Here is a 25078-nt window from a genome sequence, read left to right on the forward strand (position 1 = left end):
TCGGCTATCGACGCGGCGCAAGGATCAGGTTGCCGTGATCGTCGTGGGACAGGTCCAGATTGAACGTCGCGGACAGCATCCGGGTCAGACCTTGTGCATCCCTCGCGGCGAAAGTGCCGGTGAACCGGAGGGCTCCGACGCCTGGGTCCGCAAGAATGATCTGCACGGAATTATAGCGGTTCGCGGCTGCCACGACCTCGGCCAGCGGCGCGTCCTCGAACGACAACATCCCGGAGGGCCATCGCGTTTCGCTGGCGCGGAGCGCTACCGGAGAACCCGTCGGTGCGCGCTGTTCCAGTTCCAGCCGCTGGCCGGGCTTGAGTAGCCGTCCGGTCCTTGCCGTCCCGACTTGACCGGCCGCTTCGTTTCTCACTTCGACCGACCCTCGAAGCAGCGACACCGTCACGCGATGTTGCTGCAGGTCGACGTCGAAGATCGTCCCATGCGCAATGATCATGCCGCCCCCGGCCGTGACGACGAACGGGCGCGCTGGATCATGCGCCACATCGAAGCGGGCACGCCCATGCTCGAGCGTCAATCTGCGTTCCCCGGCGGTGTAGGCGATTGCCAGGGCACTGTTCGTGTCGAGCGTGACGCGCGTGCCGTCGGTCAGCGTGACGGTGCGGATCTCGCCTGTCCGGCTGGCGACTTCGGCCGGGTCCGTCCGGCCTGGCCCAAAGGCGCCGAACCGGTGCAAGCCGACGCCCGAAAGCACCACCAGGACAAGGGCGGCAACAGCGGCGACCGCCATCCGGAACCGCGGCCGGGTATCTGGCTTTGAGTCGAGCCGCCGCGGCATCTCGCCAGCCGGCGTACGGGCCGCCAAGGCCGTGCTGTCCCAGGTGCCGAGAACATCATCATAGATGTCGGCATGTCGAGGATCGGCGGCGTACCAGTCCTGGAAGGTTTCGTGATCTTCCGCACCGTCCGGCGAGCGCAGTCTCGTCAGCCAGGCAATGGCCTCCGCGCGCACGATCTCGTCCGTGCGGGCTTCTCTCCCGGCTTCGGACATCAACGGGACCTCAGCACGCGGTCGAGATGGGTTATCGCCTTTGTCATGTGCCACTCGACGCCTTTTACGCTTAATCCCGTGCGCTTGGCGATGTCGCTATAGCTGAAGCCGTCGACACGATGCGCCAGGAATATGTCGCGGGTCTTCGGGCCGAGCCGCATCAGGGCGTTCTGGATCCGGTTAAGCAGGTCGCGAGCTTCGAGTGCCGCGACGATGTCCGGTCCGGCCAGCGACTCCTCGTCGGCGGGCACATGCCGCGCGAGCGAGCGCTGCAGGGCCGTCTTGGCGCGGTCGCGAAGCAGGTTCGTCGCGATCCGGTTGAGATAGGCTTCGGGCTGTTCGATCACGCGGTCCGCGGCCGCCGTTGCATCCACGAAGCGGGCGAAGCTCTCCTGCATGAGGTCGTTCGCGTCCTGACGGTCGGCTCGCCGCGCGAAGTAGCGAAGCAGCTTCGGCGCCTGGGTCTGGTAGAGATCGTTCAAGGCGAGCACCGATCCAGCCACCACGCGGTCGTCGGGGGGCAATGGGTCGCCTTCGACCAGCCTTGGCGAGACCAGCGATTTCAGGACATCGGGAATCAGTCGCATCGGGATCCGCAATCCATGATGCAGCTCTGGTCGTTCGCGCGACGGAATCTTCTCAATCCAACACCCATGCCCGGCTCGCCCAGTCGTTCGAGGCGAGCCGGCGGAAGCCGGGTGTAGAGAACATGCTTGAGACATGCGCCGACGCCTTTGGCCGCAAGCGGCTTGGACATGCGCGTCGGCCACCCGGCCGCGTCGATGGCGGGTCAGACTTTCCCAAGCGAGGTTCTCAAGCCTCGGCGCCGCCCTCGCGGCGCGTGGTCAGACTAACGCGCTGATTCGCAGAAGCAATACCAACATCATGCGTGGGCTGGGTATCTGCCCGGTCGCCTCGAACAACCGCCGTCGGCGTTCATATCTAGTCGCGACTAGCCAAGGCCGCTCCAGGGAATGCGCTCGACGAGGCGCGCGAGGCCATAGAGGGCGAACGCGATCAACGCGATGGCCAGAAGGACTGCCATCGCGATGGCCACCAGTCTCGATCGATCTTTCTGCGCCATCGCATGGCCTCCTGACCACCGATCGTCCCTGCCTCACCCTCACGGAGTCGCGGGCACGTCGACCCTATCATGCTCGCCCTCCCGACGCCTGCCCACGAAGCGGAACATCAATGCCGAGATCGCGGGGAGCACCAGGAGGGTGAGTGCGGTTGAGGTGATCAGGCCGCCGATGACCACTGTCGCGAGCGGACGCTGCACTTCGGCGCCGGTGCCGGTCGCCAAGGCCATCGGCACGAAGCCAAGGCTGGCAACGAGCGCAGTCATCAGCACCGGCCGCACGCGCTCCATCGCGCCGCCGATGATCGCGTCCTCATCGCCCGCGCCGTCCTCGCGCCGCTTGCGGATCGCGCTCATCATGACGAGGCCATTGAGCACGGCGACGCCGGACAAGGCGATGAACCCGACCGCGGCAGTAATCGAGAAGGGAATGCCGCGCAGCAGCAGGGCGAACACGCCGCCTGCCAGTGCCATCGGCACCGCGCTGAACACGATCAGCGCCGGCATGGCACCGCCCAGCGCCATGTAGAGCAACGCGAAGATCAGCACGAAGCACAGCGGCACCACGATCAGCAGCCGCATCCGCGCGGATTGCAGGCTCTCGAACGTGCCGCCCCATTGCGTGTACATGCCCGAGGGCAAGGACATCGCCTCGATCTTCTCCTGCGCCTCGGTGACGAACCCGCCAAGATCGCGCCCGCGAACATTAGTCTGGACGACCACCATCCGCTTGCCGTTCTCGCGGCTGATCTGGTTGAGCCCCTCGGTATAGCGGAACCGCGCCACTTCGCTGAGCGGGATCGAGCGCGATGCCGCGCCATTGACCGACGGCAGCATCACCGGCAACGAACCCAGCGTCTCGATGTCATCACGCTGCGCGTCGGGCAGGCGCACGACCACGTTGAACCGGCGGTCGCCTTCATAGAGCATTCCGGCCTCGCGCCCGCCTAGTGCGGCGGCGACGGTGTTCGCCACTTCCTCGACCGACAGGCCGTAGCGTCCCGCCGCCTGGCGATCGACCTGGATGTCGAACGTCGGCGCGCCCGAGGTCTGCTCGGCCTGGACGTCCGCTGCGCCGGGGATGGTGCGCAGCACCGCCGCGATCCGCCCCGCGGTCTGGCTCATGCTGTCGAGATCGTCGCCATAGAGCTTGACCGCCACGTCCGAGCGCACGCCGGCGATCAGCTCGTTGAAACGCATCTGGATCGGTTGCTGGATTTCCGTCCTGTTGCCGATCAGCGGCTTCATCTTCGCTTCGATGCGCTTGAGGATATCCGCCTTGCTGTGGACGTCGGCCGGCCACTCCTTCTCGGGCCTGGGAATGACATAGGTGTCGGACGCATTGGGCGGCATCGGATCGGTGCCGAGGTCGGCATTGCCGTTCTTGGAGAAGACCAAGGCCACCTCCGGCAGCGATTTGAGGGCATCCTCGATGCGAAGCTGCATCTGCGTCGACTGGTCGATCGAAGCCGAGGGGATACGGAAGTTGGTGACGGTGATGTCCTTCTCGTCGAGTTGGGGCATGAACTCCTCGCCGAGCGCGCCGAACAGCAGCACCGCCGCCAGGAACACGCCCGCGCCGCCCGCCACGAACGGCAGCGGATGCGCCACCGCCTTGGCCAGCAAGGGCGCGTATTTCTCCTTGAACCAGCGGATCGGCTTGACCTCGGTCTCGCTGACCTTGCCGGTGATCGCGAGCGCGATCATCGCGGGCACGAAGGTGATCGACAGCACGAAGGCCGAGGCGAGCGCGACCATCAGCGTAGTCGCCATCGGCGCGAAGGTCTTGCCCTCGACGCCCTGGAAGGTGAGCAGCGGCACGAACACGAGGAAGATGATCGCCTGGCCGTAGACGGTGGGCTTGACCATCTCGCGCGCGGCTTCCGCAGTCTCGGTCAGCCGCTCCAGCCGGGTGAGCAGCCGGCCCTCGCGATGCTGGCGCTCGGCGAGGCGCCGCAGCGTGTTCTCGACGATGATGACCGCGCCGTCGACGATCAGGCCGAAGTCGAGTGCGCCCAGGCTCATCAGATTGCCGGAGACGCCAAGGCCGTTCATGCCCGCCGCCGTCATCAGCATGGTGATCGGGATCACCGCCGCCGTGATCAATGCCGCGCGGACGTTGCCGAGCAGCAGGAACAGAATGACGATGACCAGCAGCGCGCCCTCGACGAGGTTCTTCTCGACCGTGGCGATGGTGGCATTGACCAGTTTCGAACGGTTATAGACCGACTCGGCGATCACGTCGGGCGGCAGCGCCCGGTTGATCTCGGTGAGCTTGTCAGCGACGCGGGTCGCGACGATGCGGCTGTTCTCGCCGGTCAGCATCAGGATCGTCGAGATGACCGCTTCGGAGCCCATGCGGCTGCCCGAGCCGGTGCGGACCGCGCCGCCAATGACGACGTCGCCCACGTCGCGCACGCGTACCGGAACTCCGGCCCGCGTGGCGACAACAGCCTCCTCGATATCGGCGATCGACTTCAGCCGCGCGTCGGCGCGGACCAGGAAGCTCTCGCCCGCACGGCGGACATAGTTGGAGCCTGCCGACAGGTTGGCGCGCTCCAGCGCATCGGCCAGTTCGGTGACCGACAGGCCGTAGGCGGCGAGCGCGCTCAGCTTGGGTTCGACGACATATTGCTTCACATAGCCGCCGTTGGAATCGACACCGGCGACGCCGATCACGGTACGCATCTGCGGCCGGATCACCCAATCCTGCACGGTGCGCAGATAGGCCGCCTTGGCGAGTTCGGTGGTCAGCCGTTCGCCCTCGGGCGTCAGATAGCTGCCATCGGGCTGCCAGCCGGGCTTGCCGGCATTGGCCTGCACGCCCTTCCCATCGGGATGCCTGAACGCCACCGAATACATGAAGATCTCGCCGAGCCCCGTGGTCAGCGGCGCGAGCTGGGGCTGGACGCCGGCGGGCAGGCTGTCCTTCGCCTGCGCCAGCCGCTCGGTGACCTGCGCCCTCGCGAAGTAGATGCTGGTCGAGTCCTCGAACACCGCCGTCACCTGGCTGAAGCCGTTGCGAGTGAGCGAGCGGGTCATCTCCAGCCCTGGAATGCCGGCCAGCGCGGTTTCGACCGGGAAGGTCACCTGCTTCTCCATGTCGACCGGGCCAAGGGTCGGCACAAAGGCGTTGATCTGGACCTGTCGGTTGGTGACGTCGGGCACCGCGTCGATCGGCAGCCTGGTGATCTGCCACGCGCCAAAGCCGACGACGAGCAGCGTGAGGAACGCGACCAACCAGCGGCCGCGCACCGAGAGGCCAAGGATGCGCGCGATCATTCTGCCGACTCCTTGCCGAGTTCGGCCTTGAGCAGGAAGGCGTTGGACGTCGCGATCGGCGTCCCGGCGGCGAGGCCGGAGGTCACTGCCACCAGACCGCCGCTGCGGCTGCCGATCTGCACCGCCTGCGCTCTGAACCCGCTGCGCGTGCGCACGAACACCACCGTCCGGTCGCCGATCGTCTGCACTGCATCCTGCGGCACCATCACGCCGCCGGTTGTCACGCTGCCGCTTGCGTAGATGCGTGCCTGGACGAGCTGCCCAGGTGCAATTCCGCTGGCGCCGCCGCTGGGGCTGACCACCACCGTCGCCTGCCGGGATTCCGGATCGACAACCCCGGTCGCGGAGCGCACCCGGCCTTCGATCGTCTGTCCGTCGATCGTGGTCAGTTCTACCCGATCGCCGGGCCGCACACGCGCGGCGTCGCCTGCGGGCACGCTGGCTTCGATCTGGAGCCGGCGGGGATCGGCGACACGGAACAGTTCGGTCTCGGCCTGGACGAACGAGCCGAGACTTGCCGGTGCCGACGTGATCCGTCCCGATATCGAGCTGACGACCGCGACCGAGCGGCCATCGCCGGCAACGCGGGCCGCGCTCGCGGCCGCATTCGCCTGCCGCGCCTCGGCTTGCGCCACCGCGAGATTGGCCTCGGCGGTTTCATAGTCGGCGCGCGGCGATACCCCCTGCGCCAGCAGGGTCCGCTCGCGTGCGAGCTGGCGGCTTGCCAGCGTCACCCGCGCCGATGCGGTGCCGCGATCGGCGGCGATCGCCGAGGCATCGCGGCTTTCGACCAGCGCGATCGTCTCGCCCGCGCCGACCGTATCGCCGATCCGCTTGAAGATGCGGGTGACCGTACCCGGCGCTCGGGCGGTGAGCACAGCCTGCGCGTCGGGCGTCGCCTCTACGGTCGCGCTCGCAAGAATGAGGCCGGCGACGTTGCCGGCCGTGGCGGGCGCGACGCCGATGTCCGAGGTCTTGATACCGTCTGCCGAAATGGCGACGCTATCTTTGTCTCCCGGTGCTTCGGTCGCTGTCTCGACAACCGGTGCGGACGGTCCAGTCAGGCGCGCGATGCCGAAACCGGCAAGGGCGGCGAGAACAAGGCCAAGCGCGGCGCCGGCATAGAGCTTGTTTCGGTCGGGGGTCATTGGATCGGATCTCCGAAAATCGTGCGGCCCTGCAAGTGGGCCAGTTGCGCGCGCGCCTCGAACCGGGCGGTGCGCGCATCGAGAACGATGCCGCGTGCGGCGCCAAGGCCGTGACGGGCAGCGAGCAGTTCAACGAGCGGCGATTTTCCCGCCTCATAGGCGATGCGGGCGAGGCGATAGGTCTCGTCGGCGGTTGCCTGCGCCGTCTCGGCTGCCGAGACGCGGGCATCTGCGGCGGCAAGCTGCGCCTGCACGGCCTGGGCTTCGGCCTGGGCATCATAGCGGGCCATCGCCAGGCGGGCTTCGGCCGCCTGCACGTCGGCCTGCGAGGCGGCGATATTGCCGCGATTCCGATCGAAAATATGGAGCGGGATCGACACGCCGCCAACGAGCGCAGTGGAGTTTTCATAGTCGAGCCGACGCACGCCGATATTGGCGGTGATATCGGGGATGGTCCGTTTGCGCTCGGCGGTGAGACGGCGGTCGGCCGCCTCGCGTTCCGCCCGTGCCGCGAGATAGGCGGAACTGGCCAGCGGATCGACCGGCCCAATGGCCGGAGCCGTGACGGGCCGATCGAGCAGCGATTCCGAGAGACTGGTGAACGGCTGGTCGACCCCGGCGAGCGCGGAAAGCCGGGCGAAGGCAGCGATGCGATTGGCCTTGGCGAGTTCGAGTTCGGCGTTGACCGCATTCAGCGACGATTCCGCCTGGAGTGCCCGCAACCGGGCTTCCTTGCCTGCGCCGACCAATGCGCGTGCGGCGCGCAGGTCGTTCTGCGCTTCCTCGACCTCGTCTTCCGCCAACGCAATCCGTCGGTCGGCAATCTCGGCGGCGGCATAGGCACGGGCCAGATCATAGGCATAGGCGATCCGGGCGTCGCGGTCGCGGGCTCGCGCCGCGACGACCCCGGCCTCGCCCGCGGCGATCCGCGCCGAGCGTTTGCCGCCGATCTCGATCGGCTGGCTATATTGCAGCGTCGTCTCGGCCCGGTCGAACCCCCGATAGGGTGAGGAGCCGGCGATATTCTCCGTGAGTATGCTCACGCTCGGATTGGGCCGCGACCGGGTCTGCTGCGACAAGCCCTCCGCACGCCGGAGTTCGGCTTCGCTCAGCTCGAGGCGCGGCGCGTCCGCGCTTTGCTGGAGCAGCGTCGCATAAGGTGGCGCTGCCTGCGCGCGCGCGGGCGCGCCACTTTCCTGTGCGCGTGCGGTCGCGCACAGGGCCACGACGCAGGTCGCGGCCATCATGCCGGACACCGCGCGACGCGGCAGCCGGCCCATAAAGGCTTTCATGTTCTTGTCCCCTTGAAGGCTGCAATGGCGACGCGCCGGTCCAGCGCGTGCGGTCAGCCTCGGGGGGGACGGAGAATCGACACAGGGGCGATGGAGCGCGAGCCCTCGGTCGTGCCGAGGGTCCAGCTCGCAAGAGCCGGTGCCAATGCGCCCGTCACCACCGGCGGTGCCGGCACAACGATGGTCTGGAGTACGACATGGGCGGCCATGTGCATGAGGTCGGCCTGATCGGGCTGCTGGCCGGGGGCACGATCATGATGGTCGGTCTCGAGACTGACGACATGGTCCCCGTCATGAACATGCGGCATCGCGTCGTGCCAGTTGGCGAGCGCCAGCATTCCGAACAGCGCCAGAATCGCCAATAGCGCCGAAAAGCGCATGTGAATGCCCCCCGGCGCGGGAAGGCGCGATCTGGCCGGCGATGCCGTCATGCCGGCGAACCTATCGCGCCTGGTGCAGATCGACAAGCATATCGCTGATGCGGTGCAGCAAATGTGAAAATGTCCGCCATCACTGCCGGGGCCAGTGATGATGAAGATCGTCGATGACGAAGGCGTGCGGCTGCGCAGCGCGATGATGTTCACGCAGATGCGGATGGTCGGGCGACAGGTCGGCATGATCATGCTCGACCGCATCGGGATCGCCCTGCGGCCAGACCCAAAGCGCGCCGATCGTACCGATCAGGGCAATCGCCGCCATGGCACCTAACGCCGCTGCCTGGCCCGCTCCCGCGCCGAGCTGTCCGACCAGCGGATAGCAAATCAGCCAGCAGCAGTGGCTGAGCGCAAATTGCGCGGCGAACAGGGCGGGCCGGTCATCGGCATTGGCCGAGCGCTTGAGCAGCCGGCCAGAGGGGGTCACGCTCATCGAATAGGCGATGCCGAGCACGAACCAGCCCGCCAGGATGACATGCCAGTAGCCGGTACCCTGGCCGAGGCTTGCGGTCAGCACTGCGAGCAGGCCCAGGCCGATCGTCATCGCCGCAGCCGCGCCGATCATGATCGTGCGGTCGGCAACCCGGTCGAGGATCCGCGGCAGGGTCAGGGCGGCAAGGATCGAACCGCCGCCGAACGCCGCCAGCGTGAACGCGACATCGCGCTGCGACAGGCCGAGATTGCCGCGCACGATCACGACCGTGTTGACGATCACCATCGAACTCGCCGCGGCGGATGCAAGCGTCAGCGCGAGCAGTCCGCGTAGGCGCGGCGTCTTCAAGTAGATGCGCGTGCCCCGCGTGGTCTTGGCATAGATGCCGCCCTCGCGCGGCGCTGATGCCGCCGCCTTCGGCAGCACGGTCGAGACGACCAGCGCGGCCGAGCAGAGGAAGCCGATCGCGGTTCCCGAGAACAGCCAATGGAAGTTGATGACCGTCAGCAGTCCGGCGGCCAGGATAGGGCTGGTCAGGCTTTCCATGTCGTAAGCGAGCCGCGAGAGCGACAGCGCACGGGTATAGTCGCGCTCCTCCGGAAGCACGTCGGGAATGGTCGCCTGAAAGGTCGGGGTGAACGCGGCCGAGGCCGATTGCAGGACGAAGATCAGGACATAGACTTGCCAGACCTGATCGACGAACGGCAGGCAGATTGCGACGCCCGCGCGTATCAGGTCCATACTGACGAGGAAGGCGCGGCGCGGCAGCCTGTCGGCAAAGGCGCCGACCACGGGCGCGACGCCGATATAGGCCACCATCTTGATCGCAAGCGCAGTCCCGAGCACCGCACCCGCGCTGCCGCCGGCGATGTCATAGGCGAGCAGGCCGAGCGCCACCGTCGCAAGCCCCGTGCCGACGAGCGCGATGACCTGTGCCAGAAACAGGTGGCGATAGGTCCGGTTGGCAAGAACGGAGAGCATTTTTGCGAGATGTCCCGATTGACCCCAATCTATCCCCCTGGGGGGATATAGGCTCGCTTGAGCTATCCTCCCGGGGAGGATAAGTAAACCCGAGGCGAACGGCTGGCGGGATATGCGCGATGACGGACCACAGGCACGACAGTCACCCCGCGATCGTCAAGCGGCTCAATCGTGCGGGCGGCCATCTGCGCAGCATCGTCGAGATGATCGAGGGCGGACGGCCCTGCATCGACATCGCCCAGCAGCTCCACGCGGTCGAGAAGGCGATCACCAACGCGAAGAAGGCGCTGATCAACGACCATATCGACCACTGCCTCGCTCATGCGGAACAGACCGAAGGGGTCGGTTCGGCAGTCGAGGAGTTCCGGACGATCTCCAAATATTTGTAGCAATAACAACAGTAGCGCGAACACACGGTTGACAGACTCGGTCACACAGGCATTAGATCGGCGCCATGGGGATCGCGATCACCCCATGAGGCGACATGCTGAAGTATCGCGTCCTGCTTTCATCGAGGACGCCGCATGCCTGCTCTCAACACGATTCCCATCGACAAGCTTGTTCGTCTCGTTGGCACCGCCAAGGGGCCGGCGATCATCGACGTCCGGACGGACGAGGATTTTACCGCCGACGCCCGGCTGATCCCGGGCGCGGTCCGCCGGCCATGGGCCGAGGTCGCCAACTGGGCGACAGACTATCGCGGCAAGGATGTGGTCGTCGTCTGCCGCGAGGGTCACAAGCTCAGGCAGGGCGCGGCCGCATGGCTGCGCCAGGCCGGGGCCGACGCGGAGGCGCTGGATGGCGGTGTCCACGCCTGGATCCAGGCGGGCCATCCCATGGTGCCGGAAGCGGCCTTGCCGGCGCGCGATGCACAGGGCCGGACGGTGTGGGTCACCCGCGCGCGGCCCAAGGTCGATCGTATCGCGTGCCCCTGGCTGATCCGGCGCTTCGTCGATCCGAACGCCGTCTTCCTGTTCGTCGCGCCAGCCGAGGTCGCGGGCGTCGCCGAGCGGTTTGGCGCCACGCCGTTCGATGTGGAGGGTGACGGCGTCACCTGGAGCCATGATGGCGAGCGCTGCACCTTCGACGTGATGGTGGACGGCTTCGGCCTGGGTGGGCTCAAGCCGCTCACCCATCTCGCGCTGATCGTCCGCGGCGCCGATACGGCGCGGCCCGATCTTGTGCCAGAGGCGGCGGGGCTCGTTGCGCTGTCGCTCGGCCTGTCCCGCATATTCGCCGACGATCTCGAGCAGCTCGACGCCGGCATGCTCGTCTACGATGCGCTGTATCGCTGGTGCCGCGATGCGACCGGCGAGACGCACGACTGGGGGTCGCACCAGCCCAAGGGCGCACGCGCCAAGCCGGTGCCGGCATGAGCACGGCCCCGATCGACATAGCAGTCGCGTCTACGTCGACCGCCGTTGCCCCGGTATCGCTTGGACAAGCCTTCTGGGTCTGGCTCAGGATCGCTGCCCTGTCGTTTGGCGGGCCCGCCGGCCAGATCGCGGTGATGCACCGCATCCTCGTCGACGAGAAGCGCTGGATCGGCGAGCACCGGTTCCTCCACGCGCTCAACTATTGCATGCTCCTGCCAGGACCCGAGGCGCAGCAACTCGCCACCTATATCGGCTGGCTGATGCACAAGACCCGTGGGGGCATCGTCGCAGGTGCCCTGTTTGTCCTGCCCGGAGCGATCTCGATCATGGCGCTGAGCTGGATCTATGCCCTCTATGGACGGGTAGGAATCGTCTCGGCGCTATTCTTCGGGCTGAAGTGCGCGGTGCTCGCGGTCGTCTTGCAGGCGGTCGTGCGGATCGGCAGCCGGGCGCTCAAGAACACCATCATGCGCGGCTTGGCGGCGGCAGCGTTCGTGCTCATCTTCTTCCTCAGCGCGCCGTTCCCCATCATCGTGCTTGGCGCCGGGCTGATCGGCTACTTCGGTGGCCGCGCCGGCATCCCGGCCTTCCAGGTCGGCGGCGGGCACGGGGCGGCCAAGGGCGCCATCGTCGAGGATGCCGACACGCTGCTCGGCGAGGAACTGCCCGCGCATGCCAATCCCACCATCGGCCAGTCGTTGCGCCAAGCCGCGGTGTGGCTGACGCTCTGGCTCACCCCCGTCGCTGCGCTGCTGCTGATAGCAGGGCAAGGCAGCGTCTTCACCCAGATCGCGACCTTCTTCTCGACGATGGCGGTTGTGACGTTCGGCGGTGCCTATGCGGTGCTCGCCTATGTCGCGCAGCAGGCAGTCGAGAACTATCACTGGCTTCAGCCAAAGGAGATGCTCGACGGGCTCGGCATGGCCGAGACCACGCCCGGGCCGCTGATCATGGTGCTGCAGTTCGTCGGCTTCATGGGCGCCTATCGCCATCCGGGCATGCTTTCGCCGCTGCTTGCGGGAACGCTGGGCGGACTGCTCGCCACCTGGGTGACGTTCATCCCCTGTTTCCTGTGGATCTTCCTCGGCGCGCCGTTCATCGAGCGGATGCGCGGCAACAAGGCGCTGTCGGGCGCGCTGTCGGCGATCACGGCCGCCGTCGTCGGCGTCGTGCTCAACCTCGCCATCTGGTTCGCGATCCATACGATCTTTCGCGTAGTGCAGCCTCTGAAGTGGGGTCCTATCCACTTCGACATGCCCGTTCCCGGCAGCATCGATCTTTGGGCGCTCGCCATCTCGATCGCTGCGGTCGTCGCCATGTTCCGCTTGAAGGTCGGAATATTCATGACGCTTGGGGGAGCCTCGGCAGCGGGCATCGGCCTCTACGTGGCGGGTATTTTGAGCTGAAATCGATTGAATGAAGGAGTAGACTCATGCGCATCTTATCGTCTTTGCTTGCCCTTGCCGCGCTGTCGCAAATCGCAGGAGCGGCCCACGCGAGCGAACCTTGGGAAGATGCGGTCGCGGTCGCGCTGGGCAAGCCCGGAACCGAGATGCCAGGCGGCGTTTATCGTGTCGGTTTTCCAAGGACCGACCTGAAGGTCGTGCTCGATGGCATCACCGTGAAACCCACTCTCGCGCTGGGATCATGGGTCGCGTTCATGCGACACGGAAATGAGGTGATGGTCATGGGTGACCTTGTCCTGACCGATGACGAGGTGAACCCGGTCATGAAGCGCCTCCTGGAAGGCGGCTTGACCATCACGGCCCTGCACAATCACCTGCTGCGCGCGACGCCCCACACCATGTACATGCACGTTGGCGGCACGGGCGACGGCGCGAAACTCGCTGCCGCGTTGCATGCCGCCCTTGCCTTGAGCCACACGCCGTTTCCGAGCCCGTCGACGGCAACCGCAGCACCCGCCACACCCGCGCCCGCGCTCGAAATCGATACGGCCGCCCTCGACCAGACACTCGGGCACAAAGGCAAGGTCAACAACGGCGTCTACGCCTTCAGCATTCCTCGCGCGGTAACCCCAAGTGCCGGCGGCATGACCATTCCCGAAGCCATGGGGTCTGCGATTGCCATCAACTTTCAGCCAACCGGCGGCGGAAAGGCAGCAATCGCTGGCGACCTGGTCCTGACTGCCGACGAGGTCAACCCGGTTCTACGGAGTCTCCGCTCCAACGGAATCGAGGTCACAGCATTGCACAACCACATGCTAGACGACGAACCCAGGCTCTTCTTCATGCATTTCTGGGCCAATGACGATGCCATCAAGCTTGCCCGTGGCCTCGCGGATGCCCTTCGGCATGTGAAATTGACGAATTGAATCGGAGCGCCGAACGGCGGGACAGCTCGATGACGGACATTGCCAAGACCACGATGCGCTCTGTCCTGATGCTCGTCGTCTTGACCGCGACAACAGCGTGCAGCGCGGCGCCCAGGACGTTCAGTCCAAACGATCCCGCCTCGCCGCTGAAGCTTGAGCGGGTCATTCCGCTACCCGGTGTTTCCGGGCGGATTGACCATCTGGCGCTCGACACGACCCATGGTCGGCTGTTCGTGGCAGAATATGGCAATGGCTCGGTCGATGAGATCGATCTGGCCAGCGGGCGCCGGATCGGCCGGATCGCGGGCCTGCGCGAGCCACAGGGCGTCGCCTATCTCGATCGGCTGGATGAGATCGTCGTCGCTTGCGGAGATGGATCGGTCCATTTCTATGCCGCGTCCGATCGTCGTGAGGTGGCACATCTGGACCTCGGCGACGACGCCGACAATGTCCGGATCGACGGCCGCAACGGGCATGTCATTGTCGGCTACGGCGGCGGCGGACTGGCGCTCGTCGATCCGGCGCAAGCTCGGATCCTCAACCGGGTATCGCTCGCCGGCCACCCCGAGGGGTTCCGGCTGAGGGGTTCCCGTGCCTGGATTAACATCCCCGATCGCGGAGCGATCGTGGTGGCTGACATCGATTCAAGCCGGGTCCTTTCGTCATGGTCGACGGGAATGCACCGCCTGAACTTTCCCTTGGCAATCGACCCGTCCGGTCGCGAAGTGGTTGTCGCCTATCGATTGCCCGCCGCGCTTCAGCGCCGGGATGCCGATACGGGAGTCGTCATCGATACGCTGCCTGCCTGCGGCGACGCGGACGATCTCTTCCTTGATGGCGACCGACGTTATCTGATTTGCGGTGCGGGCCACATTGATGTCTCGGTGCGATCGCGGCCTCGGGAGGTAAGCCTGCGCGTGGTCACAGCATCAGGCGCTCGCACCGGCCTGTTTTCACCCGAACTCGGAAAGCTATTCTTGGCGGTGCCCGCCCGTGACCGGCCTGCCGCGATCTGGGTCCTGGATACGGCAATCGCGCGTCGTTGACTGGCACTGGTCGTAGAAGTGCAACGGTTGGTCGCAGCGGTTCGCAGAAATCCGCCATCAAAACCCGGACGGAGACCCGGACGCTGGGCCAAAATCCTAAAAAAATACAATAATTTCAATAGGTTTTGGCGGAGCGGGAGGGATTCGAACCCTCGATACGGTTTTGCCGTATACTCACTTTCCAGGCGAGCGCCTTCGACCACTCGGCCACCGCTCCGCATGCACTGGGAGGCGACGCCCTAAGCTGGCTCGCGGCATGACGCAAGGGTTCGTGATTGCATCATTCCTGCCCACACGGCAGCATCACGCGCATGATCGCTGAAATCCTCGCGCTGCTCGCCATGCCCGCTGCCCCGGCAAACGCGACCTCGAACGCCGCTGCTCCCGGGCTTGCTCCGGCGGAGGTCGTCAGTCGCGCATCTCCATCGGAATGGCGGGCCATCCCGGCTTCTGACATCATGGTGGTGGAGCTCGCCCCCGCCGCCGGCGGCGTCCGCCGTCGGGTGGTCGTTCAATTACTGCCGTCGCCTATCTCGCAGGGGTGGATCGGCAACATCCGCCAGCTCGCCAAAGCACATTGGTGGGACGGTACAAGCGTGAACCGCGTGCAGGACAATTATGTCGCGCAATGGGGCGATTCGACTGAAAAGAAGCCGTTGCCGCCCGGCCTCGCGACCATGTCGGACAAGGATTATACCGCCGCTATCGGCGAAACCTATCTGGACGGAGCGATGGTGCGGCAAGCGCATTCGCGCGATTTCGTGGGGCGCGTGGCGGAAAGCGGGCGCGATGCCTATGCGCCTCTCACCTTCACCTGGCGGAGCTGGCCGATGGCGGCCGAGCGACGCGGCGCCCCCGGTTCTGCGGCGTTGACAGTCGCGTGGCCGGTGCATTGCTACGGCATGGTTGGCGTTGGTCGAAACATCGCGCCCGATACCGGCAATGGGGCCGAGCTATATGCGGTGATCGGCCATGCCCCCCGTCACCTCGACCGCAATATCGCGCTGGTCGGGCGGGTGATCGAGGGAATCGAGCACCTTTCTTCGCTCCCCCGCGGTACCGAGGCGCTCGGCATGTATGCGACGGCGGCAGAGCGGGTGCCGATCATCTCCGCCCGCATCGCGAGAGACCTGCCGCCACCCGATCAGCCCCATTTCGAATATCTCGCCACGGATAGCGACAGTTTCGCCCGGTATGCGGATGCGCGCGCCAATCGTCATGACGCGTTTTTCATCCGTCCCGCCGGCGGGGCCGACATATGCAACGTGCCGACACCGATCCGGCGCGCGAATTAAGCCTATCGGCCGACCCAGTCGGCTACCTGCGCGGCGACCTGGTTTGCGCCCCGGTTGAGCGCCGGGCCGACGGAAGCCGCATCGATCTTCGCGATCGGCACGCGCGCCTCGAACCGCTGCTTCTCGACCTTCCCGTCGCCGCCGCGCACCAGCGCCGCATCGAACGTCACGATCGCGGAGGAGGACGCGGCATCGATGCCGAAATTACGCAACTCGCCGCCAAGCCTCGCGCCCGGATCACCGAAGGATTGCGCCGCGCCCAGCACCACGCGCCCGGTGCGCGCGGAGATCGTGTCGGACAGCAGCCGCGCGAACAATCGCTGGGGTGCTTCCACCCATTGCGCGTCCTTCACATAGGCGACGGAGGTCGCGCTCGACTGCACCGGCACGCGCGCGGTGGAAAGCGCCTGCGGCACCACCGGCACGCTGATCGTCATCGTCTTCGCGCTGGAGGCATCCTGCTCCTGCCCCGGTTTCACCTGCTCCACAGCGGTAAGATCAAGTAGCGAGGGCGGCGGCTTGGCACCGAAGCTGATGCAACCGGCGAGCGGCAGCGCCGCAAGGAAAATAGCAAATCGCTTCATCATCCGCCTCACTTGCCGGGCTTGTAATCTGGGAGCCGCTGCTGGCCGATCAGCGAGCCGGCACCGTTACGATCGACCTTTTCAGCCACCGAAGACAGCGCCGCCGCCATATTGCGCAAATCGTGCACGAGTTGCCCGACTTCCGGAATGGTCTGCTTCGAGAAGGTCTGCAGGCCCGGCCGCGCGTCGTTCACCGCCGCGTTCAGCGTATCCGCGCTCTGCTTGGCCGAGCGGATCGCATCGTTCAGATTGGCCATCGCCGGCTTCACATCTTCCGACAATACGCCGTTCGTGGTCTGCGCGAGATTGCCGATCTTCTCGGCCGCATCCCCGGCCTGCTGCACCGCCACACGGGTCTGCGCGAGCGTTGCCGCAATTTCCGGCCCGCGATCGGCAAGCGCGCGGCTCAACCGGTTGGTATTGTCCAGGATGCCAGCGATCGATGCCTGGTTCTTGTCCGATACCAGCCCGGTCAGCTTCTCGGCCAGTGTCGACAGCCGTTCGAGCAATTGCGGCGCGGAATTCAGGATCGCGCCCAGCCCGCCCGCCCGCGTCGGGATCACCGGCACGCCATAGGGGCATTGATTGGCGGCATCGTTCTCCGGGCATGCGATCGGCGGCGCGCCCTTCACCGCGCCATCGAGCGTGACGGTGCTGGTGCCCGTGAAGCTGCCCTGGATCGTCGCGGTGGTTCCCTGGAGTATCGGCGTATCATCGTTCACGCTAATGCGCACGCGGACGAACTGCGGATCATTCTTCCACAGCTGGATCGACTTCACCTGGCCGGAGGGCACACCTGAGTAAGTGACCGTCGAACCCTTCGCGAGGCCATCGACCGATTGTTTGAAGAAAATGTCATATTCCTTCTCGGTCGCGCCGCCAAGACGCGCGATCCACACCGTGAATAGCGCCAGCACCGCGAGCAGGATCAGCACGACCGACCCCACCAGAACGTGGTTGGAACGTGTTTCCATCAGTCAATCCCCGCCTTCTCGCGCCCGGCCTGCGGCTCAGAGACCTGTGCCTCGCGGGTCGCCACCGCCGCCCGGCCGCGCGGGCCGTTGAAATATTCTTGAATCCACGGATGATCCAGCGCGAGCAACTCCGGGATCGTGCCGACGGCGATCACCTTCCTGTCCGCCAGCACCGCGACCCGGTCACAGATCGCATAGAGCGTATCGAGATCGTGGGTGATGAGGAACACCGTCAGCCCCATCGTCTCCTGCAGCGAACGGGTCAGTTCGTCGAACGCGGCCGCGCCGATCGGATCGAGCCCGGCGGTCGGCTCATCCAGGAACAGCAGTTCCGGGTCCATCGCCAGCGCGCGGGCAAGCCCGGCACGCTTTTTCATGCCGCCGGAAAGTTCGGACGGGAATTTCGGGCCCGCCTCCGCGGGCAGCCCGCTCATCACCACCTTGTAGGACGCGATCTCGTCAAGCAGGGCCAGATCAAGCTCGGGATAGAATTCGCGCAACGGCACCTGGACGTTTTCCGCCACGGTCAGCGTGGAAAACAACGCGCCGCCCTGAAACAGCACGCCCCAGCGCTTGCGGACGTTCACCGCATCGGTTTCCTCGCGGCCGATCGTCGATTCGCCGAAGACCGTGATTTCCCCTTCATCGGGGGTCTGAAGTCCGATGATCGATCGCATCAGCACCGATTTGCCGGTGCCCGATCCGCCGACCACGCCAAGGATCTCGCCGCGCCTGACATCCAGATCGAGCCCGTCGTGAATCACCTGCTCGCCATCACCGAAGCTGGTGCGCAGGCCACGCACGCGGATGATGAAGTCTTCGCTCTCGTCTGCCATCAGTTCCACCCTACCGAGGTGAAGAACACCGCGAAGAACGCGTCGAGCACGATCACGAGAAAGATCGCCTGCACCACCGCCGCCGTCGTGCGATTGCCGACCTGCTCGGCGTCGCTCTCCACCTGCATTCCCTGGAAGCAGCCGGCCACGGCGATGATCGCGCCAAACACCGGCGCCTTGACCAGCCCGACGTAAAGGTCGGTGATCGGCACCACCTCGCGAATGCGCGCGATATAGGTGACCGGCGGGATGCCAAGGTTGATCCAGCACAACAGGCCGCCGCCGATGATCGCCACGATCGAGGCATAAAAGCCCAGCAGCGGCATCAGCGTGATCGCCGCCAGCGTACGCGGCAGCACCAGCGCTTCCATCGGGGAAACGCCGATCGTGCGCATCGCATCGATCTCCTCGGTCAGCTTCATCGTGCCTAGTTGCGCGGCAAACGCGGAGCCTGATCTGCCGGCGACCATGATCGCCGTCATCAGCACCCCCAATTCGCGCAGCGTGATGCGGCCGATCAGATTGATCGTATAGACCTCCGCGCCGAATTGCCGGAGTTGCACCGCGCCCTGCTGCGCGATGACGATCCCGATCAGGAAGCTCATCAACCCGATGATGCCGAGCGCGGTGACGCCGACCACCTCGAACCGCTGGACCGTGGCATTGAAACGAAAACGGCGCGGATGGCGGATCACATTGCCAAATGCGATCACCGTCGCGCCGAGAAAACCGAGCAGGCCGAGCAGCGTTCTGCCGGCGGTGATCGTCGCGGTGCCGATCTCGCCCAGCACGCGGGTGAAGGCGGTGACATGGGTTGGCCGCATGGCGACCACCTGATCGGCGCTCTCGACATGTTTGAGCAGCCGGGCGCGCTCGCCGTCCAGGCCCTCGATCTTGGCATCATGTTCATGCGCGAAGCGGTGGATCAGCCAGGCGCCGATCGTGTCCATCCGCTCGATCGCGGAAAGATCGACGCGGCGCACGCCCTCGCCCACGCCGCGCAGGCGTTGCGGAAGATCACCCAGCTTCGGCAGCGACAGGTCGCCGCTGAAGCGCAGGGTGCCGTCATCCTCGCTGAAATCCGCCGGTGCGCCCATCATCGCCCTCCTTGCGGGAAAGCGGCGGTCACGGCAAGCGGCGCTTGTCGCGCAATCTCGAACACGGGCGTGGCTAAATCGTCGTTCAAATGGCGGCATCCACCGCATGGATCGCCAGCCCCACCATGCCGCCCACCAACGTGCCGTTGATGCGGATGTACTGGAGATCCCGGCCCACCGCATTTTCCAGCCGGCGCGTGATGGTCTGCGCATCCCAGCCATGCACCGTCTCGGAAACCAGTCGAACGATCGAATCGCCATAATCCGCCGCCGCGCCGACTGCCGCGCGGCGCACGAAGCGGTTGAGCGTGCGTTGCAGGCGCACATCCTGTTGCAGTGTCTCGCCGAGCTGGTTGAATGCCTCGCGCATCTTGCCCGCGAGCAACGCCTCCGGATCGCGCGCGACGCGCAACATTCCGGCGCGCGCCTGTTCCCACAGCCCGTTGATCCAGTCCTGCATCGCAGGGTTTTCGAGCAGCTCCAGCTTCAGTTCCTCAACCCGGCCGATCAGCGCGGGATCGTGCTGCAGGTCATGAGCGAGTTTCACCAGCCCTTCCTCGGCCTTTGCGCGCAACGGGTGATCGACGTTCTCGGCCATATCGGCCAGCATCCTGTCGAGTCCGTCGATGATCTTGTTGGCCAACGTTTCGTCCAGCCCTGTCCAGCGCATGATCGATCCGGCGCGGTCATGCACCATGGTGCGGACGATCGGCTGGTTCGCCTCCAGCACGCGGCCGGCCCAGCGCACGATCCCGTTGAGCACCGGCAAATGGCGATCCTCCGCGATCGCGGCGACGAGCGCGCGGCCCAGCATGGGCGAAAGCTCGATCGCCCTCACCTGCCGCACCAGCGCGCCGCGCACCATGCCGCCCAGCCGTTCCTGATCCAGCGCCTGAAGCACTTCCACCGCGAGGCGCGATACGCCGCGCGTCAGCCGCGAGCCGCCGGAGGTGGGATTGGTCAGCCAGCGCCCGGCGGCGCTCGCAAGATCGATCCGCCGCATCCGCCGCGCGACCACTACCGGAATGAGGAAATTGTCACGCAGGAACAGCGCGAGTTGATCGCCGATGCGATCCTTGTTGCGCGGTATGATCGCGGTGTGCGGGATCGGCAGGCCCAGCGGGTGGCGGAACAGCGCCGTCACCGCGAACCAGTCCGCCAGCCCGCCAACCATCGCGGCTTCGGTGAACGCGCGGACGAACCCCCATGCCGGATGCACCGGCTGCATCGTCCGCGCGATCGCGAAGGCGATCGCCATAAACACCAGCATCGCCGTGGCGATCACCCGCATACGCACCAGCCCGGCGGGGGCTCTTTCACGGGGAGGACGCCGGCGGACGATCAGGTTCATTGCCGAAACAATCCCCAACTCTCCACTTTGTTCAAGCGGAGTTGCGGAAAGACGGGCGACAGCCGTTCAGGGCGCCGCCCGCTGGATATCATTCGGCGGGTTGCGAACCATCGTCGTCATAGCCGATCCGTCCGTGCGGCGCCGGCAGCGGTCCGCCGCCGGGCTGGTGTTCGATCGCGCCACGCCCGTCATCGCCGGGGCGATAGGTGAGCAGCCGGTGACCGATCCACGGGCCGATCCGCCGCTCGATCCCGATCGCCAGGCTGAACGCGGCCGGCACGATCAGCAGCGTCAGCAGCGTTGAGAGCGTCAGCCCGCCGATCACGACGATGCCCATCGGCGCACGCCACGATCCATCCCCGGACAGCGACAGCGCGGTCGGGACCATTCCCGCGACCATTGCGACGGTGGTCATCACGATCGGCTGCGCGCGCTTGTGGCCGGCATCCATGATCGCCGTGTGGACCGGCACGCCCTTCGCCATTTCTTCCAGCGCGAAATCGATCAGCAGGATCGAATTCTTGGCGACGATGCCGAGCAGCATCAGCAGGCCGATGAACACCGGCATCGACAAAGGATTACCCGTCACGAGCAGCGCGAGAACGCCGCCGAGCGGTGCTAGCATCAGCGACCCCATGTTGACGAGCGGCGGCAGCATCCGGCGATAGAGCAGCACCAGCACCGAGAAGACCAGGAACACGCCCGCGATCACCGCGAAAACGAAGTTGATGAGCATCTCCATCTGCCACTTCGCCTGGCCGACGCTCATCCGCTGGACGCTGATCGGCAGGTTCTTCATCGCCGGCAGCGCGTTCACCTTCTTCATCGCATCGCTCAGCACGAGCCCGGAGGCCAGATCGGCGCCGATCGTAAGCTGGCGCTGCTGATTGAGGCGGTTGATCTTGGTCGGCCCCGATCCGAAGCCGATCTCCGCCACCAGCGACAGCGGGACGGAGCCGCCGCTCTGCGTTTGCACCGGCAGGTTCTGGATCGTCGACAATTCCGTGCGTGACGATTGATCCAGCGCCACGCGGATCGGCACCTGACGATCGGACAGCGAGAATTTCGCGCTGTTCTGATCGATGTCACCCAGCGTCGCGATGCGGATCGCGTTCGATAGCGCGCTCGTCGTCACGCCAAGGTTGGCGGCGAGGTCGAGGCGGGGCTTGATGACGATTTCCGGCCGCTTCAGATCGCCCGCGATGCGCGGCGCGATCAGCCCCGGAACATGCGCCATCTGTCTGACGAGCTGGTCGGCGGTCTTGCGCAGCAGTTCGGGATCGTCGCCGCCCAGCGTGATCGACACGTCACGATTGTTGTCGCCCCAGCCGAACTGCGACTGGAAGTTCACCCGCGCGTCGGGGATCTTCGCCAGCTCGGGCGCAAGGCTGCGCTCGAACTGCGTCGAGGTCATCGACTTGTGATCCTTGAACACGGCGCTCACCCGGCCGGTGCCGACCTGCGTGCGGCTATAGACGCTCATCACGTCGGGCTGTTTGCGCAAGAGCGCGACGACCTTGTCCACCGTGCCCTGCGTCTGCGCGAGCGTTGTCCCCGGCGGCATGGTGATGGTGACGGCGGAACGTTCGGAATCGGTCGCCGGCTGAAACTGCAACGGCAGCATCGCGAAGCAGACCAGCGTCAGCAGAAACGCACCGGCGCCGATCCCGAGCACCCACAAGCGATGATCGCGGAAATAGCCGGTGACGCGGCGGAAACCGCCGCGCGCGCGTACGGCCGGCGCACGGCCGACATCTAGCGTCCAGTGCAGCACGCCCATGTAGAGGTCCATCAGCCTGCCCTCGCCATGTTCGGCGTGACCGAAGGCGCGCAGGAAATAGGCGGCGATCATCGGCGTGATGAGACGTGCGACGGCGAGGCTCATCAACACCGCAACCACCACGGTGAGGCCGAAATTCTTGAAGAACTGCCCCGAAACGCCGGGCATCAGGCCGACCGGGAGGAAAACCGCGACGATCGCCATCGTCGTGGCGAGCACGGCGAGGCCGATCTCGTCCGCGGCGTCGATCGACGCCTGATAGGCCGTCTTGCCCATGCGCATGTGGCGGACGATATTCTCGATCTCCACGATCGCGTCGTCCACCAGCACGCCCGCGACGAGGCTGAGCGCCAGCAGCGTCATGCTGTTCAGCGTGAAGCCCATCAGGTCCATGAACCAGAAGGCCGGGATCGCCGAGAGCGGGATCGCGAGGGCCGATATCACCGTCGCCCGCGCGTCGCGCAGGAACAGGAACACGATGAACACCGCGAGCACCGCGCCCTCGATCATCGCGTGGATCGCGCTCTTATATTGTTCAAGCGCGTATTTGGATCCGTCGTAGCGCAATTCGAAATGCACCTGCGGGTTGCGCTTTTCCAGCGCTTCCAGCTTCGCCTTCGCCTCGCGGAAGATCGTGACGTCCGAATAGCCTTTGGCGCGCTTGAAATCGAAGCTCAGCACGGGCCGGCCATCGACCGCCGCCGCGCTGCGCTGCTCGGCATAGAGATCGCGCACCGTCGCCACGTCGGCCAGCTTGACCGTGCGACCATCGCCGACGGTGATCTGCGTCTGGCCGAGTTCATAGGCGTTGCGCGCGTTGCCAAGCACGCGCAGCGACTGTTCCGCGCCCGCGATCTGCGATCGGCCGCCGGCCGCGTTGAGGTTCACCTGCCGCAACTGCTGGTTGATCTGCGTCGCCGTCAGCCCGAACGCGGCCAGCTTGGCCGGATCGAGGATCACGCGGATCTCGCGATCGACGCCGCCATTGCGCTCCACCTTGCCCATGCCGGGCACCGAGAGCAGCTCCTTCGCCACCGTGTTGTCGATGTACCAGGAGAGCTGTTCGATCGTCATGTCGGTCGAAATTGCCGAATAACTGCCGACGTCATTGTCGTTGATCTTGACGCGGCTCACCTGCGGCTCGAGGATTCCCTCCGGCAGATTGGAACGGATCTGCACGATCGCGTCGCGCACCTCGTTCACGGCCCGGTCGACCGGAGTGCCGATATCGAGCTGCACGATCGTGGTGGAATCGCCTTCGCTGACGAAGGACTGGATCTCGTCGATCCCCTCCACCGATCGCACCGCCGCCTCGACGCGCTGCGTTACCTGCGTTTCAAGCTCGCTCGGCGCGGCGCCCGGCTGCGTGATCTCCACCGCCACCGCCGGGAAGTCGATATCCGGCTCCTGATTGATGTCCATGCGGATGAAGCTGACGACGCCGGCCACCGTCAGCATCAGGAACAGGACGATCGACGGAACGGGGTTCCGGATCGACCAGGCGGAGATGTTGCGAAAACTCATCGCCGATCAGCCCCCGCTCTTGGCCAGCACCGGCGCGACCTTCTGGCCGGGATTGAGGAACGCGCCGGCCGATCGCACCACGCGCTCGCTGCCGGTCAGCCCTTCGGCGATGGCAACGTTGCGGTCGGTCACCGTGCCGAGGCGAACGTCGCGCCGCACCACCTTGTCATCCTTGCCGACGATATAGACGAAATTGCCGCGATCGTCGCTCATGATCGCGGATTGCGGCAATTGCGGCTCGCTGTTCATCCCGCTCGTCAGCGCGACCGACGCGAAGCCGCCCGGGCGCAGCGCCGGATCATAGGAAAGCTGGACGCGCACGATGCCCTGGCGGGTGCGCGGGTCGATCACCGGAGCCACCTGCCACACCCTGCCCGCGAACGAGCGCGTCTCGCCGACCGGGGTGACGGTGGCGCTGTCGCCGACATGGGTCTTGACCAGATCGCTCTCGGCGAGCTGCGCCTGCATCTCGAGCTCGCCGTTCTTCGCCATGCGGAACAACGTGCCGGAGGCGGAGCTGATGATCTGCCCCGGCTCCACCTGACGGGTAAGGATCAGGCCCGGCTCCGGCGCGCGGATATCGAGGCGCCGGTTGCGCGCGCCCTGCTCGGCCACGGCCGCCTGGGCTACCTTCAGCCGCGCCGCCGCGGCATCGCGCGTGGCGATGCGGCGCTGAACGTCGGCCTGGCTGATGAAGCCGCGCCCGACAAGCTGCTGCGCACGTTCCAGCTCCTGCTGCGCCAGCACCAGATCCGATCGCGCGACCCCGATCTGGGCATTGAGGCTGGCGGAGGTCTGCGTCTGCACGGATCGGTCGACCGTCGCCAGTATCTGGCCCGCCGATACCCACTGGCCCGGCTCGACCAGGACGCGCGTCACCATCCCGCCCTCGCCGGCCACGCCGATCGGCATATCGCGCTTCGCGGCGAGCGAGCCGGTGGCGTTGATCACTCGCCCGACGGCCGCGCTGCCCGGCACCACGACGGTGACGCTCGGCGCCTGATCGGCGGGCGAGGTATGCTCGGGCGCGCCGCCACGCCGGGAGAAGAAATAGGCGGCGGCGGCCACCGCCACGATCACGGCGGCGATCACGATCCAGCGGCGGCGGCGGCGCGCGTCATGCGACGGCCCTTCGATCGCCAGATGCTCCCCTTCAAGACTGCCGGATTCGTAATTCATTCGATCCACTTTCCCGTCCCGGCGCACCCGGCCGCCCCTCG

At 66.0% G+C, this 25078-nt stretch carries 21 protein-coding genes and 1 tRNA gene; 6 read left to right on the forward strand and 16 right to left on the reverse strand.

Features of this window, described 5'->3' with window-relative positions; genetic code table 11:
• Positions 1 to 4: 4 nt before the first annotated feature.
• The 8 genes from FFS35_RS00530 to FFS35_RS00560 all read right to left on the reverse strand — a co-directional run bounded on the left by FFS35_RS00530 (position 5) and on the right by FFS35_RS00560 (position 9663).
• On the reverse strand, positions 5 to 1012 hold the full coding sequence (locus FFS35_RS00530; protein ID WP_137785163.1) for a FecR domain-containing protein: 1008 nt from the start codon (positions 1010 to 1012) through the stop codon (positions 5 to 7).
• Positions 1012 to 1611 carry an RNA polymerase sigma factor gene (locus FFS35_RS00535; protein ID WP_249341365.1) on the reverse strand — a complete coding sequence of 200 codons (600 nt, stop codon included), beginning with the start codon at positions 1609 to 1611 and terminating at the stop codon, positions 1012 to 1014. Before FFS35_RS00535 ends, FFS35_RS00530 begins: the two co-directional genes overlap by 1 nt.
• Positions 1612 to 1964: 353 nt before the next feature.
• Positions 1965 to 2096, reverse strand: coding sequence for a hypothetical protein (locus tag FFS35_RS20450; RefSeq protein WP_283214496.1), 132 nt, complete (start codon positions 2094 to 2096; stop codon positions 1965 to 1967).
• Between the two features lie 39 nt (positions 2097 to 2135).
• A complete protein-coding gene (locus tag FFS35_RS00540; protein WP_137785164.1) occupies positions 2136 to 5375 on the reverse strand; it encodes a CusA/CzcA family heavy metal efflux RND transporter in 3240 nt (1079 codons plus the stop codon).
• Positions 5372 to 6523 (reverse strand): efflux RND transporter periplasmic adaptor subunit, encoded by a 1152-nt coding sequence (locus FFS35_RS00545; RefSeq protein ID WP_137785165.1) that lies wholly within the window; start codon positions 6521 to 6523, stop codon positions 5372 to 5374. Before FFS35_RS00545 ends, FFS35_RS00540 begins: the two co-directional genes overlap by 4 nt.
• Positions 6520 to 7815: a TolC family protein gene (locus FFS35_RS00550; protein ID WP_137785166.1), complete on the reverse strand. Its 1296-nt coding sequence runs from the start codon at positions 7813 to 7815 to the stop codon at positions 6520 to 6522. Before FFS35_RS00550 ends, FFS35_RS00545 begins: the two co-directional genes overlap by 4 nt.
• Positions 7816 to 7868: 53 nt before the next feature.
• A complete protein-coding gene (locus FFS35_RS00555; RefSeq protein WP_137785167.1) occupies positions 7869 to 8195 on the reverse strand; it encodes a hypothetical protein in 327 nt (108 codons plus the stop codon).
• Between the two features lie 130 nt (positions 8196 to 8325).
• Positions 8326 to 9663 (reverse strand): MFS transporter, encoded by a 1338-nt coding sequence (locus tag FFS35_RS00560; RefSeq protein WP_137785168.1) that lies wholly within the window; start codon positions 9661 to 9663, stop codon positions 8326 to 8328.
• A 119-nt stretch (positions 9664 to 9782) separates the two neighbouring features.
• Between FFS35_RS00560 and FFS35_RS00565 the strand changes: the two genes are divergently transcribed.
• The 5 genes from FFS35_RS00565 (at position 9783) to FFS35_RS00585 (ending at position 14417) form a co-directional block, all read left to right on the forward strand.
• Entirely contained in the window at positions 9783 to 10052 is a 270-nt protein-coding gene (locus FFS35_RS00565; protein ID WP_137785169.1) for a metal-sensing transcriptional repressor, read from the forward strand.
• A gap of 135 nt (positions 10053 to 10187) precedes the next feature.
• The gene (locus FFS35_RS00570) at positions 10188 to 11039 is read left to right on the forward strand and encodes a sulfurtransferase/chromate resistance protein (RefSeq protein WP_137785170.1); all 852 of its coding nucleotides are present in this window, start codon (positions 10188 to 10190) and stop codon (positions 11037 to 11039) included.
• Positions 11036 to 12445, forward strand: a complete 1410-nt coding sequence (gene chrA, locus FFS35_RS00575) for a chromate efflux transporter (protein ID WP_137785171.1) — start codon at positions 11036 to 11038, stop codon at positions 12443 to 12445. The genes FFS35_RS00570 and chrA overlap by 4 nt, the downstream gene beginning before the upstream one ends.
• A 26-nt stretch (positions 12446 to 12471) precedes the next feature.
• Complete coding sequence (locus tag FFS35_RS00580) at positions 12472 to 13371, forward strand: DUF1259 domain-containing protein (RefSeq protein WP_137785172.1); 900 nt, start codon at positions 12472 to 12474, stop codon at positions 13369 to 13371.
• 29 nt (positions 13372 to 13400) lie between these two features.
• Positions 13401 to 14417, forward strand: a complete 1017-nt coding sequence (locus FFS35_RS00585) for a hypothetical protein (protein WP_137785173.1) — start codon at positions 13401 to 13403, stop codon at positions 14415 to 14417.
• 126 nt (positions 14418 to 14543) lie between these two features.
• Here FFS35_RS00585 and FFS35_RS00590 read toward each other — a convergent pair.
• Positions 14544 to 14634: transfer RNA gene (locus FFS35_RS00590), tRNA-Ser, on the reverse strand.
• Positions 14635 to 14728: 94 nt separating this feature from the next.
• Here FFS35_RS00590 and FFS35_RS00595 point away from each other — a divergent pair.
• A complete protein-coding gene (locus FFS35_RS00595; RefSeq protein ID WP_137785174.1) occupies positions 14729 to 15712 on the forward strand; it encodes a peptidylprolyl isomerase in 984 nt (327 codons plus the stop codon).
• A gap of 2 nt (positions 15713 to 15714) precedes the next feature.
• Here FFS35_RS00595 and FFS35_RS00600 read toward each other — a convergent pair whose 3' ends face one another.
• From FFS35_RS00600 to FFS35_RS00630, 7 genes are all read right to left on the reverse strand, one after another.
• Positions 15715 to 16296 carry an ABC-type transport auxiliary lipoprotein family protein gene (locus FFS35_RS00600; protein ID WP_137785175.1) on the reverse strand — a complete coding sequence of 194 codons (582 nt, stop codon included), beginning with the start codon at positions 16294 to 16296 and terminating at the stop codon, positions 15715 to 15717.
• Between the two features lie 8 nt (positions 16297 to 16304).
• Entirely contained in the window at positions 16305 to 17270 is a 966-nt protein-coding gene (locus tag FFS35_RS00605; RefSeq protein ID WP_137785176.1) for an MlaD family protein, read from the reverse strand.
• On the reverse strand, positions 17270 to 18106 hold the full coding sequence (locus FFS35_RS00610; protein ID WP_137785177.1) for an ABC transporter ATP-binding protein: 837 nt from the start codon (positions 18104 to 18106) through the stop codon (positions 17270 to 17272). The genes FFS35_RS00605 and FFS35_RS00610 overlap by 1 nt, the downstream gene beginning before the upstream one ends.
• Positions 18106 to 19203: an MlaE family lipid ABC transporter permease subunit gene (locus tag FFS35_RS00615; protein ID WP_137785178.1), complete on the reverse strand. Its 1098-nt coding sequence runs from the start codon at positions 19201 to 19203 to the stop codon at positions 18106 to 18108. Before FFS35_RS00615 ends, FFS35_RS00610 begins: the two co-directional genes overlap by 1 nt.
• 85 nt (positions 19204 to 19288) lie before the next feature.
• Positions 19289 to 20554 (reverse strand): DUF445 domain-containing protein, encoded by a 1266-nt coding sequence (locus FFS35_RS00620; RefSeq protein ID WP_249341366.1) that lies wholly within the window; start codon positions 20552 to 20554, stop codon positions 19289 to 19291.
• A gap of 88 nt (positions 20555 to 20642) precedes the next feature.
• Complete coding sequence (locus FFS35_RS00625) at positions 20643 to 23858, reverse strand: efflux RND transporter permease subunit (RefSeq protein ID WP_137785179.1); 3216 nt, start codon at positions 23856 to 23858, stop codon at positions 20643 to 20645.
• A gap of 6 nt (positions 23859 to 23864) precedes the next feature.
• The gene (locus FFS35_RS00630; protein ID WP_137785180.1) at positions 23865 to 25037 is read right to left on the reverse strand and encodes an efflux RND transporter periplasmic adaptor subunit; all 1173 of its coding nucleotides are present in this window, start codon (positions 25035 to 25037) and stop codon (positions 23865 to 23867) included.
• Between the last annotated feature and the right edge of the window lie 41 nt (positions 25038 to 25078).

It is taken from the genome of Sphingomonas sp. 3P27F8 (assembly GCF_005502745.1).
Classification (GTDB): domain Bacteria; phylum Pseudomonadota; class Alphaproteobacteria; order Sphingomonadales; family Sphingomonadaceae; genus Sphingomonas.